The sequence below is a fragment of the Streptomyces sp. NPDC059788 genome (assembly GCF_042732265.1).
GTDB lineage: Bacteria > Actinomycetota > Actinomycetes > Streptomycetales > Streptomycetaceae > Streptomyces.
Genome location: NZ_JBHWHY010000083.1, coordinates 15018 through 27130, shown reverse-complemented (window position 1 = coordinate 27130; position 12113 = coordinate 15018). Strand labels below are relative to the sequence as shown.

Annotated in this window: 11 protein-coding genes; 6 read left to right on the top strand and 5 right to left on the bottom strand. The window is 72.6% G+C overall.

What is annotated here, in order from left to right; all coding sequences use genetic code 11:
• Nucleotides 1-104: 104 nt before the first annotated feature.
• Complete coding sequence (locus tag ACFV57_RS40920; RefSeq protein WP_385243807.1) at nucleotides 105-1769, bottom strand: cation acetate symporter; 1665 nt, start codon at nucleotides 1767-1769, stop codon at nucleotides 105-107.
• Entirely contained in the window at nucleotides 1766-2113 is a 348-nt protein-coding gene (locus tag ACFV57_RS40915) for a DUF485 domain-containing protein (protein ID WP_385243805.1), read from the bottom strand. Before ACFV57_RS40915 ends, ACFV57_RS40920 begins: the two co-directional genes overlap by 4 nt.
• Nucleotides 2114-2296: 183 nt before the next feature.
• On the opposite strand from ACFV57_RS40915, the gene ACFV57_RS40910 reads away from it, so the two are divergent.
• A complete protein-coding gene (locus tag ACFV57_RS40910; protein WP_385243802.1) occupies nucleotides 2297-2482 on the top strand; it encodes a hypothetical protein in 186 nt (61 codons plus the stop codon).
• A 256-nt stretch (nucleotides 2483-2738) separates the two neighbouring features.
• Nucleotides 2739-4259: a S8 family serine peptidase gene (locus tag ACFV57_RS40905; RefSeq protein WP_385243799.1), complete on the top strand. Its 1521-nt coding sequence runs from the start codon at nucleotides 2739-2741 to the stop codon at nucleotides 4257-4259.
• A 69-nt stretch (nucleotides 4260-4328) separates the two neighbouring features.
• Here ACFV57_RS40905 and ACFV57_RS40900 read toward each other — a convergent pair whose 3' ends face one another.
• Genes ACFV57_RS40900 through ACFV57_RS40890 form a run of 3 tightly spaced genes read right to left on the bottom strand, consistent with a single transcriptional unit; the run spans nucleotide 4329 to nucleotide 7663 of the window.
• Entirely contained in the window at nucleotides 4329-5945 is a 1617-nt protein-coding gene (locus tag ACFV57_RS40900) for a TIGR03086 family metal-binding protein (RefSeq protein WP_385243797.1), read from the bottom strand.
• A gap of 18 nt (nucleotides 5946-5963) precedes the next feature.
• A complete protein-coding gene (locus ACFV57_RS40895; RefSeq protein WP_385243794.1) occupies nucleotides 5964-6671 on the bottom strand; it encodes a lysoplasmalogenase in 708 nt (235 codons plus the stop codon).
• A complete protein-coding gene (locus ACFV57_RS40890) occupies nucleotides 6668-7663 on the bottom strand; it encodes a sterol desaturase family protein (protein ID WP_385243792.1) in 996 nt (331 codons plus the stop codon). Before ACFV57_RS40890 ends, ACFV57_RS40895 begins: the two co-directional genes overlap by 4 nt.
• Before the next feature lie 360 nt (nucleotides 7664-8023).
• On the opposite strand from ACFV57_RS40890, the gene ACFV57_RS40885 reads away from it, so the two are divergent.
• The 4 genes from ACFV57_RS40885 to ACFV57_RS40870 all read left to right on the top strand — a co-directional run bounded on the left by ACFV57_RS40885 (nucleotide 8024) and on the right by ACFV57_RS40870 (nucleotide 12110).
• Nucleotides 8024-9052, top strand: coding sequence for a DEDDh family exonuclease (locus tag ACFV57_RS40885; protein ID WP_385243789.1), 1029 nt, complete (start codon nucleotides 8024-8026; stop codon nucleotides 9050-9052).
• A 63-nt stretch (nucleotides 9053-9115) separates the two neighbouring features.
• On the top strand, nucleotides 9116-9349 hold the full coding sequence (locus ACFV57_RS40880) for a hypothetical protein (protein WP_063726112.1): 234 nt from the start codon (nucleotides 9116-9118) through the stop codon (nucleotides 9347-9349).
• Between the two features lie 48 nt (nucleotides 9350-9397).
• Complete coding sequence (locus ACFV57_RS40875) at nucleotides 9398-10303, top strand: SURF1 family protein (RefSeq protein ID WP_385243786.1); 906 nt, start codon at nucleotides 9398-9400, stop codon at nucleotides 10301-10303.
• Between the two features lie 22 nt (nucleotides 10304-10325).
• A complete protein-coding gene (locus ACFV57_RS40870) occupies nucleotides 10326-12110 on the top strand; it encodes a glycoside hydrolase family 15 protein (RefSeq protein ID WP_385243783.1) in 1785 nt (594 codons plus the stop codon).
• The last annotated feature ends 3 nt before the right edge of the window (nucleotides 12111-12113 follow it).

Below are 12113 nucleotides of genomic sequence, written 5' to 3'. Positions count from 1 at the left end.
GCGTCGTAGAGATCTACGACGCCGGCCCGCCCGCCGGCGGTGCCGAGCGCCCGAGCGGTGCGGATCAGTGCGCCCCGATACCGGTCAGCACGCCCAGGCCCCGGTCAGTGCGCCCCGGTCCCGGTCAGGGAGCGGACCTCCAGCTCGGCGTACTTCTTCACGTCCGGCTCCTCCTTGGACAGCAGCGAGCCGACCCAGCCCAGCAGGAAGCCCAGCGGGATGGAGACCAGGCCCGGGTTCTCCAGCGGGAAGAAGTGGAAGTCCACGCCGGGGAACATCGAGGTCTCCTTGCCGGAGACGACCGGCGAGAAGAGCACGAGCAGGACGGAGGAGGCCAGGCCGCCGTAGATGGACCACAGCGCGCCCTGGGTGGTGAACCGTTTCCAGAACAGGCTGTAGAGGATGGTCGGCAGGTTGGCGGAGGCCGCGACGGCGAAGGCGAGGGCCACCAGGCCGGCGACGTTCAGGCCGCGCGCGAAGACGCCGAGGACGATGGCGACGGCGCCGATGCCGACGGTCGCCCAGCGCGCGGCGGACACCTCCTCCTTCTCGGTGGCCTGCCCCTTGCGGATGACGTTGACGTACAGGTCGTGCGCGAAGGACGAGGACGAGGCGAGGGTGAGCCCGGCGACGACCGCGAGGATGGTGGCGAAGGCGACCGCGGAGATCACGGCGAGCAGGATCGCGCCGCCGGTGGAGTCGGCGCCGCCGCCGATCTCCTGGGCGAGCAGCGGGGCGGCCGTGTTGCCCGCCTTGTTGGACGCGATGATCGTCTCGGGCTTGATCAGGGCGGCGGCGCCGAAGCCCAGCGCGATGGTCATCAGGTAGAAGACGCCGATGATGCCGATCGCCCAGTTCACGGACTTCCGGGCGGCCTTGGCGGTGGGCACGGTGTAGAAGCGGATGAGGATGTGCGGCAGGCCGGCCGTGCCCAGGACCAGCGCGATGCCCAGCGAGATGAAGTCGATCTTCGAGGTGGCGGTCACGCCGTACTTCAGACCGGGCTCCAGGAAGGCGGCGCCCTTGCCGCTCTCCTCGGCCGCCCTGCCGAGCAGGGTGGAGATGTTGAAGTTGAACTTGAGCATCACCAGGAACGTGATGAGCAGGGTGCCGGCGATCAGCAGGACGGCCTTGACCATCTGGACCCAGGTGGTGCCCTTCATGCCGCCGATGGAGACGTAGAGGATCATCACGATGCCGACGAGGACGACGACCAGGATCTTGCCGGCCTCGCTGGTGATGCCGAGCAGCAGCGTGACCAGGGCGCCCGCGCCCGCCATCTGGGCGAGCAGGTAGAAGATCGAGACGATGATCGTGGAGACGCCGGCGGCGGTGCGCACCGGGCGCTGGCGCATCCGGTACGCGAGCACGTCGCCCATCGTGAACCGGCCGGAGTTGCGCAGCGGTTCGGCCACCAGCAGCAGCGCCACGAGCCAGGCGACGAGGAAGCCGATGGAGTACAGGAACCCGTCGTAGCCGAAGAGGGCGATGGCGCCCGCGATGCCGAGGAAGGACGCGGCGGACATGTAGTCGCCGGAGATCGCCAGGCCGTTCTGGAAGCCGCTGAACTGGCGGCCGCCCGCGTAGAAGTCCTCGGCGCCCTTGGTCTGCCGGCCGGCCCAGACGGTGATGCCCAGCGTCGCGGCGACGAAGACCGCGAACAGCGTGATGATCAGCGTCCGGTGTTCGCCCGCGCCGCTCGCGGCGAGCTGCCGGGCACCGTCGGCGAGCTGCTGCGCGCCGGTGGCGAGCTGCGGGGTGGGGCTCATGCGTCACCCTCCAGGCGGGTCTTGATCGCCTCGGCCTTCGGGTCGAGCCGGGTGGCGGCGTGGCGGGAGTACCACCAGGCGATGAGGAAGGTGGTGACGAACTGCGCGATGCCGAGCACGAAGGCGACGTTGACGTTGCCGAGGACCTTGGTGCCCATGAAGCCGCCCGCGTAGCTGGAGAGCAGCACGTACAGCAGGTACCAGAGGATGAAGGCGACGGTGAGGGGGAAGGCGAACGAACGGTAGGAGCGGCGCAGTTCGCTGAATTCCGGGCTCGTCTGGACCTCGCGGAAGTCCGGCGGCCGGTGCGGCCCCGGGTCGGTGGGCGGCGGTGCGGTGCTCACGGCTTCTCCTGGTGTGCGTAGGGGTGGACGGCGGAGCCCGGCGATAAAGGGTGCGTAAGTGATACGGATCACGCATCGTAGAGGGGCGGCATTCGATGCGACAGAGGTCGGTTGGTTGAATTCCGCAGGAAGCACGGGTGCCGGCCGCCACCGCGGCAGGGCCCGTTCGTTGGGCAGAGTGTGATGTCCACACCGCACACCGAGCCCCCCGGGCCGGGCCGCCGCCCGTACGGAACGGTGCGGCTGGCCGCCCCCGTGGCGCCCGCCCCGGCGCAGCGGCGGCCCCGGCGGGCGGCGCCCGGACGCTGGTACGGCCACCGGCCGGCGCTGCCCCCGCTGAGCCTGGCGGCGCTGCGGCGCGAGTCCTGAGGGCGGGCCCGCGGTCCGGGAACGGCCGCCCGGCGCGGCGTGCCACCCCCGGGCCCTTCCGTGGCACCCGTGCCTGACGGCTTGTCAGTCTGCGGCTTGTGACAGGTTTTCTCCCTGATCCATTGATGTTCCGTGGTCGACACGGATAACTTCACGGGGACTTGCCGCGCGTCGGGGCCATTCCCCCGGACGGCGGTATGCACCTGCCCGTGCGCAATCGGCGTGCGGGCGGTCTCACGGATGATGTGGAGTACCCATGGCGCATCCCCGATCCAGACGGGTGCGGGCGCTTGCCGTGCCGCTCGGTCTGGCTCTGACGGCATCCCTCGGCTTCCTGCCGGCCGCGGCCACCGCCGCGTCCCAGGACGCGGCTCCGGCCGCCGTCGCCACCGACGGGCCGCTGCTCTCGTACGTCGTGAACGCCACGCCGGGCCACGCCTCGGTCGGCAAGGTCACGAAGGCGATCAAGGCGGCCGGCGGGAAGGTGGTCGTCGCGCACGAGAAGATAGGCGTGATCGTCGTCCACTCGGCGAACCCGCTGTTCGCGGCCACCATACGCAAGGCGCCGGGCGTGCAGTCCGCCGGCGCCACCCGTACGACCCCGCTGAAGGCGTCCGCGACCACGGACGTCGGCAAGCCCCAGAAGGTCGAGCGCCTCACCGCCGACAAGGCGGCCAAGGCGGCCCGCGTGGCCAACGCCGCGGGCGACGACAAGGAGCCGCTGGAGCCGCTCCAGTGGGACATCCCCGCCATCAAGGCGGACCAGGCCGCGAAGATCGACGAGGGCAGCAAGAAGGTCACCGTCGCCGTCATCGACACCGGTGTGGACGACACCCACCCGGATCTGAAGGCCAACTTCGCCGCCAAGCAGTCCGCGAACTGCGTGGGCGGCGTGCCGGACACCTCGCCGGGCGCCTGGCGTCCGTACGACCCGGCCGAGGACTACCACGGCACGCACGTCGCGGGCACCATCGCCGCCGCGCGCAACGGCGTGGGCGTGGCCGGTGTGGCACCGGGCGTGAAGCTCTCCGCCATCAAGGTCAGCGAGCCCAAGACGAGCCTGTTCTACGCCGAGAGCGTGGTGTGCGCCTTCGTCTTCGCGGCCGACCACGGCGCCAAGGTGACGAACAACAGCTACTACGTCGACCCGTGGATGTTCAACTGCAAGGACGACCTGGACCAGGGCGCCATCGTGGACGCCGTCGGCCGGGCCGCGAAGTACGCCGAGGGCAAGGGCGTGGTGAACGTCGCCGCGGCCGGCAACTCCAACATGGACCTGGCGGCGGCGCAGCTGACCGACACCTCCAGCCCGAACGACTCCACGCCGGTCTCGCGTACCATCGACCCGAAGAAGTGCTGGGACGTCCCGACCCAGCTGCCGGGCACCGTCACGGTGGCCTCGACGGGCGTGAAGGGCCTGAAGTCGTACTTCTCGAACTACGGCAACGGCGTGATCGACGTGGCGGCGCCGGGCGGCGACTCCCGCCAGGTCCCGGACCTGCCCGCCAAGCACGGCGGCATCCTGTCGACCATGCCCGGTGGTGACTACGGCTACCTGCAGGGCACCTCGATGGCCAGCCCGCACGTGGCCGGTGTCGTGGCGCTGCTGAAGAGCACCCACCCGAAGTCCAGCCCGCAGGAGATCCAGTGGCTCCTGAAGATGCAGGCCGACAACCCGGGCTGCCCGGCCGCCGACAAGACGTGCACCGGTACGCAGCACGTCAACGGCCACTACGGCTACGGCATCGTGGACGCGCTGGACGCGGTCCAGGACTGACGACGCCGCAGGACCGGTAACGGTCCGGCAGGGGCCGGGCGGCGCGCCGCCCGGCCCCTCGGTGCTGTCTCACCCGCGCCCCAGAAAGGCCGCGAGCCGGTCCGCGCCGCCCGCGCCCTCCGGAGCGGCCCGCTCCGGCGCGAAGGAGCCGCCGTCGGTGCGCGGCGCCGCCCCGTAGATGCCGTGGGCCGCCGCCAGCACCTCGTCCGCGACCTCCGGCGCCAGGTCCGTGCCGGCGCCGAGCGCGCGGGCCAGGTCCCAGCCGTGCGCGAGGAGTTCGACCGCGGCCTGCTGCGCGAACAGGGCTCCGGGCGCTTCGTACGGGCCGTACGTGCGCTCCAGAATCCGGGTGCCGGTGAAGGCCGCGAGCAGGCCGGCCACCGACTCCCGGAAAGCGGCGGGGTGGTCGTCGCCCAGGTGGTCGGCGTCCGGGTCCGTGCGGGGCGCGTCCCGGGCGATCGAGGCGATCATCAGGTTCTCCCACGTCATGTGGTCGATCAGCTGCCGTACGGACCATGTCGCGCAGGGCGTGGGCCGGTCCAGCGCGTCCTTAGGGACGGCGTCGACCAGCGCGGTGACGTGCGCGCTCACCCGCTCGTACACATACAGCGCCCGCCGCGCGTCCGGCGCGGGCGGCAGGACCGGAGCGGGGCCGGGTTCGGGGTGGGCACGCAGCGCCGCAGTGGTCCAGGTGCCGGCCGCGTCCCAATGGGGCGGCTGCGGGCGCCCGGTGGCGGCGCACATCAGCTGCCAGTACCGCTCGATGTGCGGCTCGGCGGCGGTCTCCAGCTGTTCCAGCAGTCCGCGGCGCGCGGCGGCGCCGTCCTGTTCGGGCGGGCCGGCCGTGTCCGTCTGGGTCGGCAGCCAGGCGGCGACCAGCTCGGCCACGACGGGCTCCGCCGCCGGGGAGTCGGGGGCGATCCCGGCCGCGAGGGCAGCGTCGCCGCGCTCGCGCATCAGCCCGGCGACGCGCACGGCGGCCTCGGCGGCCGTCGCGGACGGCGTGGCGGGGGTGACGCGGGCGCTGTACTCGGCCAGCCGCCGCAGCGCGGCCCGCACCTCGGGGCGCTGGACGTGTTCGGCCAGGTCGATCCAGGCCCCCAGTTGGCCGGGCGCCGGGTCCTCGGGCAGGTCGGGCGCGGCGGCCAGCAGGCCGGCGCGGTAGGCGGGGGCGTCCACGCCGTCGAGGGCGTCCGTGACGAACTCCTCGATGATGCGGCGCCGTTCGACGGCGGTCAGGCGGGCCAGTCGGTGCACGTCCGGTAGCTCCTCGGCTGCGGTCCCCCGCGCGGCCACTGCCCGCAGCACGGCGCGCCGCAGCCGCAGTGTGCGGATCTGTGCGTCCAGGGCGTCCGCCCAGTGCCGGGCCGTGTCGGCGACGGTGCGTTCGCTGCACAGTACGGCCCGGATCTCCGCGGTACCGATGCCCAGTTCGCGCAGTGTGCGCACGATCTCCAGTCGGGCGGGGGCGTCCGGGCCGTACAGCCGGTAGCCCGCGGGGGTGCGGGCGGCGGGCGGCAGCAGGCCCTCGTCGGACCAGCGCCGGACCGTCTTCACCGTCACACCGGTGCGCCGGGCCAGGGCGCCGATCGTCAGCAGGCCGCCGCCGTCCTCGTTCATGCCGTCCACTGTGGGGTCTCCCCCGGCGGGAGACTCAAGCCCGCCGTGGGTGGTGGTGGCGCGCATGACGGACGTTCCTTGCGGTCAGACGGTTGTGCTACGTACCTCGCCGTACGCCCGAGTGATACCGGTGGCCCCGGGCCGCTCGCGCGCCGTATAGGCCCGGCGGACGCCGTCGGCCAGCGCGTACTGGGCCGCCGTATAGGTCAGCATGACCCAGAACTGGGCGGCGGGCGGCTGCTGCCAGTGGGCGAGACCAGTGGCGAGCAGTGTGTCGGAGAGCAGGAAGAACAGCCCGCCGATCGTGGCCCGGGGCCCGAGCCGCAGGGCCGTGAAGGCCGTCGCGGCGAGCAGCAGGCTGTACGCCGCGACCGGCAGCCGCATGTCCGCCGCCAGGTCCGGCCACAGCAGCGCGACCGTGCCGAGCCAGGCGATCGTGTAACCGGCGGCGAGCGGTCCGGAGCGCCGGAGGCCGCCGGGGAAGGCCCCGCACCGGGCGAGAAGGACCAGGTAGCAGACGTGTCCGGCGGCGAAGGAACCCATGCCGGCCAGGAACAGCGTGTCGTCGCCGGTCTGAAGGAGGGTGTCGCCGCCGCAGCCGAGGAGCAGTGCGACGGCGAGCAGCCGGGGCGCGCCGGCGGCCAGCACGTAAGCGGCCAGCACCGGCATCAGCGCGGGTTTGGTCAGGTGGACGACGGTGGCCGTACCGGCGAGCAGCGCGCCGAGGTGGACGGCGGTCAGCACGGCGAAGGCGCCGAGCAGGGCCCGCGCCGTGCGTGCGGCGGTCGTCACGCGACGGGCTCCTTGGTGGCGTCGGCGGGCTTGCGGGTCCTGGGCGCTTTGGCGGCCTTGGCCGTCTTCGCGGACTTGGCCGTCTTGGGCGCAGCGGGTGTCCTGGCCGTCCCGGCGGCCTCCGGCGCCCCGCCCTCCGCGGCTGCCGGTGCGTCGGCGAGCCGGGCCGGCTGCCACCCGGGCCCCCGGAACACCCGCCCCGCCCGCTCGCTCCAGCTGTCGGCCGCCCGCAGGTCGCGCGCGATGGCCGCGTACTCGTGAGTGGCGACCCGCAGCGGGTTGAAGGTGTGGATGTTCTTGGTGAGCCCGTACACCGGCCGCTCCGTCTCCGGTACGAACGAGCCGAACAGCCGGTCCCAAATGATGAGGATGCCGCCGAAGTTGCGGTCCAGGTAGCCGCCCTGCGAGGCGTGGTGCACCCGGTGGTGCGAGGGCGTGTTCAGGACGTATTCGAAGGGCCTGGGGAGCTTGCCGACGCGCTCGGTGTGCACCCAGAACTGGTAGACGAGGTTGGCCCCCGAGCAGAACGCGACCGCGGCCGGGTGCACGCCGAGCGCGATCATCGGCACGTAGAACGGCCAGACCGTCCAGGTCGTCCAGGGCTGGCGCAGCGCGGTGGTGAAGTTGAACTTCTCGCTGGAGTGGTGCACCACGTGGCACGCCCACAGGACGCGGATGACGTGGTGGCCCCGGTGCGACCAGTAGTAGAAGAAGTCCTGCGCGAGCAGCATCAGCGGCAGCGTCCACCACAGGACGGGCACCCGCAGCGGCGTCAGTGTGTAGACGGCCGAGTAGACGGCGACGATCGGGATCTTCCACAGGGCGTCGAAGACCAGGCTGCCCAGCCCCATGCCGACGCTGGTCGCCGCGTCCTTGGCCTCGTACCCGGCGGCGTCCTCGTCGGGATGGAGGCGGTAGCTCACCATCTCCACCACGGTGAGCACGACGAAAGCGGGCACGGACCACAGCACGACATCGGGCAGGTGCGGCATGTCCGCACCATAAAGGCGCCGACGGGGCCCTCGCTAGGGGTTGTTACCGAGAAGTATGTAAGAAGGAGTGTCAGCGGCGGGCGCAATCGGCCCCGTACACATCCACCCGGCACCCGCCCGCCCGAACCGGACCTTTGCGACGTAACGCCACAGGAGGGGCGCCCGGCCGACAGCACGACACGGGAGGGGGCCGCGCGCCGCCGGGTCGCCGCTTCCCCCGTTCGGGTCCCAACGGGCGGCCGGACGCGCTCCGTTCGCGCACGTCCGCCCCTGTCCGTACGGCCGGGAAAGGTGCCCGGGAGCCGGGCGGTACGGGGAGGGCGGTGGCGTTGTCAGTGGCGGCCCGTATCCTCAGTGACCATGCTCGAAGACCGTATGGCCGCAGCCCGCCCGATCACTCCAGCGATCGGGCAGCAGCCGTCCCCTCCGGAGGCGGCGGCCTCCTGGCCGGCCGCGTATCCCCAGGGGTACGCGGTCGTCGACGTGGAGACCACCGGCCTGGCCCGCGACGACCGGATAGTCTCCGCCGCCGTCTACCGGCTCGACACCCACGGCGAGGTCGAGGACCACTGGTACACCCTGGTCAATCCGGAGCGGGACCCCGGCCCGGTGTGGATCCACGGCCTGACGAGCGACATGCTCGCCGCCGCCCCGCTCTTCCCGGAGATCGTCCCCGAGCTGTCGAAGCGGCTGGAAGGGCGCGTCCTGGTCGCCCACAACGCGATGTTCGACTGGTCGATGATCGCCCGCGAGTACGCCCGCGCCGAGGCCGAGGCGCCCGTACGGCAGCGGCTGTGTACGATCGCGCTCTCCAAGGAGCTGCGCCTGCCGCTGCCCAACCACAAGCTGGAGTCCCTCGCCGCGCACTACGGCGTCACCCAGCAGCACGCCCACCACGCGCTCGACGACGCCCGGGTGCTGGCGGAGGCCTTCCGTCCCAGTCTGCGGCTGGCCGCGCAGGCCAACCTGCGCCTGCCGCTGCTGGCCTGCCAGCCGCTCACCGAGTGGTCGGACGGCCCGGCGCCCCGGCAGCGGACGGCCGCGCCCGCCTACCGGCCCACCACCTGGCGCCCGTCGCGCAAGCGCCCCGCCTGCCCCTACCCGAACCCGGGGCGGTACGAGCCGGGGGCCCGGCTGGTGCAGGGGATGCGGGTGGCGTTCTCCGGTGACACCTCCGTCGACCGCGAGCTGCTGGAGGACCGCGCGATCGAAGCCGGTCTGCACGTGGCCACCAGCGTCTCCCGGCTGACCAGCCTGCTGGTCACCAACGACCCCGGCGCGCGGACGTCCAAGACCGCCAAGGCCGCCTCCTTCGGCACGCCGGTGATCGACGAGGCGGCGTTCATGCAGCTCCTCCAGGACGTGGCCCCGGCGCCTGCGTCCGGGTGAAGCCCCACAACACGCCTGGGGCAGGCTCGCCCCACCGCCCGCCCCACCCGCACCCTGTGGCGCATGGCACGTTGTGAGGTCTGCGGAAACGAATACGGCATGACGTTCGAGGTGCACGCGCAGGGCGCGGTGCACGTCTTCGACTGCTTCTCCTGCGCCATCCACCGCATGGCGCCGATCTGCGAGCACTGCCGGTGCCAGATCATCGGCCAGGGCGTGGAGGCCGCGGGCCGGTGGTTCTGCGGCGCCCACTGCGCCCGCGCCGAAGGGCAGGCGGGCATCGTCGACCGGGTCTGACGGACCCCGGCGGCGGGGTGCCGGATGCCTCGGTCGTACCCTCGTGGGGTGTACCGCTTCCTGTTGTCCCGGCAGTGGGTGATCCTCACCCTCGTGGGCCTCGTCCTGATCCCAGTAATGATCAAGCTGGGGTTCTGGCAGTACCACCGCCATGAACACCGGGTCGCGCAGAACCAGCTCATCGCGGACAACCTGCACGCCACCCCCGTGCCGGTCACCGACCTGACCGCCCCCGGCCGGCCGCTCCCCCGCGCCGACATGTGGCACCGGGTCACCGCCACCGGCACGTACGACACGAAGCACGAGGTCGTGGTCCGCCAGCGGACCGCCGCCGACCAGCAGACCATCGGCTATTACGTGCTGACCCCGCTGGTCCTGGGCCAGGGCCCGCGCAAGGGCGCCACCGTCCTGGTCAACCGCGGCTGGATCGCCTCCGGCAACGACCTCACCCGCTTTCCCGACGTCCCCGCCGCGCCCACCGGCGAGGTCACCGTCACCGGCCGGATGATGGCGGACGAGACCACCGAGAACAGCGGCATCAAGGACAAGCCGGGCCTGCCCGAGCGCCAGGTCATGCTGATCAACAGCGCGCGGCAGGCCGAGGCGCTGCACCGCCCGGTCCTCGGCGGCTACGTCGAGCAGACCGCGCCGAAGCCGTCCGGCGGCAAGCCCGAGCCGGTGCCCGAGCCGGACCACGACAGCATCGGCCCGCACATGGCCTACGCGGTCCAGTGGTGGCTGTTCGCCGCGGCCGTGCCCGTCGGCTGGTTCGTGCTGGTCCGCCGGGAGCGCAAGGACCGCCTCGCCGCCGCCGCGAACGCGGCCGAGGCCGCGGGCGACGGTGGCGGTGACGGCAGCGGCGGCGATGACGACGGCGGCGACGGCAAGAGCACCGGCACCGCCGAATCCACGCCCGGGGAGCCGTTGACCCGTACAGTCGCCAGCAGCGAGTAGCCGCTGACGAGAGGGGCGCCGCGTGCACGCACGCATCGAGGACTACGCGCTCATCGGTGACCTGCAGACCGCCGCCCTGATCGGCCGGGACGGCTCGGTCGACTGGCTGTGCCTGCCCCACTTCGACTCCGCCGCCTGCTTCGCCGCCCTGCTCGGCGACCGGGAGAACGGGCACTGGCTGCTCGCCCCCGCCGCCACCGACGCCCGGCCCGAACGGTCCTACCGCGGCGACTCCCTCGTCCTGGACACCGTCTGGCACACCCCCACCGGCTCGGTGCGGGTCACCGACTTCATGCCGCACCGCGACCGCGCGCCCGACGTCGTACGCATCGTGGAAGGGCTGAAGGGCACCGTCACCATGCGGAGCGTGCTGCGGCTGCGCTTCGACTACGGCCTGGTCGTCCCCTGGGTGCGCCATGTGGACGGCTGCCGCGTCGCGGTGGCCGGGCCCGACTCCGCGTGGCTGCGCACCGAGCCCGAGGTCGAGACGTACGGGCAGGGGTTCAGCACCCGCTCGGACTTCGACGTCGCCGCCGGCGAACGGGTGGCGTTCGTGCTGACCTGGCACCCCTCGCACGAGCCGCGCCCGGCCCAGATCGATCCGTACGAGGCGCTGGAGCACACCCTCGACGACTGGCGGGCCTGGTCCGCGCACTGCCGCTACGACGGCCCCTACCGCGCTGAGGTGCTGCGCTCCCTGATCACCCTCAAGGCCCTGACCTTCGCGCCCACCGGCGGCATCGTCGCGGCGCCCACCACCTCGCTGCCCGAGGAACTGGGCGGCGTACGCAACTGGGACTACCGGTTCTGCTGGCTGCGCGACGCCACCTTGACCCTCAACTCCCTGGTCACCGCCGGGTACACCGAGGAGGCGTCGGCCTGGCGGGACTGGCTGCTGCGCGCGGTGGCCGGCAACCCCGCCGACCTCCAGATCATGTACGGCCTGGGTGGCGAGCGGCGGCTGCCGGAGGCCGAGCTGCCCTGGCTCGGCGGCTACGCCGGCTCCCGGCCCGTACGCGTCGGCAACGCCGCCGTCGAGCAGCGGCAGCTCGACGTGTACGGCGGCGTGCTGGACTCCTTCCACATCGCGCGCGTCGAGGGCCTGCCGTCCAAGCCGCACGCCTGGAACATCCAGCGCTCGCTGCTGGACTTCCTGGAATCCCACTGGCGCGAGCCGGACGAGGGCCTGTGGGAGGTCCGCGGGCCCCGCCGGCACTTCGTCCACTCCAAGATCATGGCGTGGGTCGCCGCCGACCGCGCCGTGCGGGCGGTCGAGTCCCGCCCCGAACTGGAGGGGGACGTCGCGCGCTGGCGCGCGATGCGCGACGAGGTGCACCGCGAGGTGTGCGAGAAGGGCTACGACGCGAAGCGCAACACCTTCACCCAGTCCTACGGCTCGGACCTGCTGGACGCGTCGACGCTGCTGATCCCGCGCCTCGGCTTCCTGCCCGCCGACGATCCGCGGGTCGTCGGCACGGTCGACGCGGTCCGCGAGGAACTGGCGCACGGCGGCCTGATACGGCGTTACGGCACCGACGGCACCGCCGTGGACGGGCTGCCGGGCGACGAGGGCACCTTCCTGGTCTGCTCGTTCTGGCTGGCCGAGGCCCTGCACCTGACCGGGCGGCGGGCGGCGGCCCGGGAGCTGTTCGACCGGCTGCTGCGGCTGCCCAACGACCTGGGGCTGCTGGCCGAGGAGTACGACCCGGTCGCCGGCCGCCAGCTGGGCAACTTCCCCCAGGCCTTCAGCCACGTCGGCCTCATCGGTACCGCCTTCACCATGTTCGGATGCGACGGGGCAGACTGACCC

Bases quoted from the DNA above. Each gene is read 5' to 3' on its own strand.
- ACFV57_RS40900 (WP_385243797.1), bottom strand. From the start codon at position 5,945: ATGCGCGCCACCACCACCCACGGCGGGCTTGAGTCTCCCGCCGGGGGA.
- ACFV57_RS40905 (WP_385243799.1), top strand. From the start codon at position 2,739: ATGGCGCATCCCCGATCCAGACGGGTGCGGGCGCTTGCCGTGCCGCTC.
- ACFV57_RS40880 (WP_063726112.1), top strand. From the start codon at position 9,116: ATGGCACGTTGTGAGGTCTGCGGAAACGAATACGGCATGACGTTCGAG.
- ACFV57_RS40910 (WP_385243802.1), top strand. From the start codon at position 2,297: ATGTCCACACCGCACACCGAGCCCCCCGGGCCGGGCCGCCGCCCGTAC.
- ACFV57_RS40890 (WP_385243792.1), bottom strand. From the start codon at position 7,663: ATGCCGCACCTGCCCGATGTCGTGCTGTGGTCCGTGCCCGCTTTCGTC.
- ACFV57_RS40885 (WP_385243789.1), top strand. From the start codon at position 8,024: ATGCTCGAAGACCGTATGGCCGCAGCCCGCCCGATCACTCCAGCGATC.
- ACFV57_RS40920 (WP_385243807.1), bottom strand. From the start codon at position 1,769: ATGAGCCCCACCCCGCAGCTCGCCACCGGCGCGCAGCAGCTCGCCGAC.